At 70.9% G+C, this 1,170-nt stretch carries 1 protein-coding gene and 1 pseudogene; both read right to left on the reverse strand.

All coding sequences use genetic code 11. The annotated features are described in order from the left end of the window. Positions 1-378, reverse strand: a pseudogene (locus tag AC5RUJ_RS16760) (transporter); the annotation flags it as partial. Then, positions 360-1,097 carry an ABC transporter ATP-binding protein gene (locus tag AC5RUJ_RS16765; protein ID WP_494156301.1) on the reverse strand — a complete coding sequence of 246 codons (738 nt, stop codon included), beginning with the start codon at positions 1,095-1,097 and terminating at the stop codon, positions 360-362. The pseudogene AC5RUJ_RS16760 and the gene AC5RUJ_RS16765, both read right to left, overlap by 19 nt. Between the last annotated feature and the right edge of the window lie 73 nt (positions 1,098-1,170).

Consider the following 1,170-nt stretch of genomic DNA (forward strand, 5'->3'; position numbering starts at 1 on the left):
GGCCGCGTGCCCGAGCGCGGCGACCAGCGTCACCACGCCCGGGATGCCGACCAGGCCGCCGATGGCGAGCCCGAGCAGCAGCTGGCGCATGGGCACGGCGTAGGTCACGAACCGGGCCGGGTCCAGCGTCATGTCCACGCCGGTGGCCATCATGGGGATCAGCGCCCAGCCCAGGAAGGCCGCGGAGCCGCCTAGCACCACCACCATGCGGGCCATGTCCGGCTCGGTGTAGCTGAGGAAGAACAGTCCGGAAATCAGCAGGGCCAGCATGCCGATCGCGTACAGGCCCCCGAGGATCACCCCCACCAGCTGCCACGGGCTGCGTTTGAAGCCGTTGCGCAGCAGCGCCAGCTTCAGCCTTACGAGGTGCGCAACCACTCGAGCCCCTCCGCCTGGGTCCGTCCGCCGACCAGCTGGACGAAGCGCTCTTCGAGGCTCGCGCCGGCGCGGACCTCGTCCACGGTGCCGGCGGCCAGCACGTTGCCGCCGGCGATCACGGCCACGTGGTCGCACATGCGCTGGACCAGGTCCATGACGTGGCTGGAGACGATCACCGTGCCCCCGGAGTCCACGTAGTCGTGGAGGATGTCGCGGATGTTCGCCGCGGAGACCGGGTCTACCGCCTCGAACGGTTCATCCAGCACCAACAGCTTCGGCGCATGGATCAGTGCGGTGGCCAGGGCGATCTTCTTGGTCATGCCGGCGGAATAGTCCACCACCAGGGTGCCGGCGTCGTTGGTCAGGTCCATGGCCCGCAGCAGGTCCGGGACGCGGGCGGCCACGGTCTCCCGGTCCATGCCCCGCAGCAGCCCGGCGTAGGTGACCAGCTGTTCGCCGGTCAGCCGGTCGAACAGCCGGACGCCGTCGGGCAACACGCCCATCAGGCGCTTGGCCGTCAGCGGCTCGGCCCAGACGTCCACGCCGTGCACCCACACCTGGCCGTAATCCGGCCGCAGCAGCCCGGTGGCCATGGAGAGCGAGGTGGTCTTGCCCGCACCGTTGGGCCCGACCAGCCCGTAGAAGGACCCGGCGGGCACGTCCAGGTTGATGCCGTTGACGGCGATCTTGTCGCCGAAGCGCTTGGCCAGACCGCGCACCGCGAGGGCGGGAACGGGTGCCTGGGCGGGAACGGGGGCCTGGACGGGAACGGGGGCCTGGGCGGGCGCGGCA

The sequence above is a fragment of the Arthrobacter sp. Y3223164 genome, from assembly GCF_059091005.1.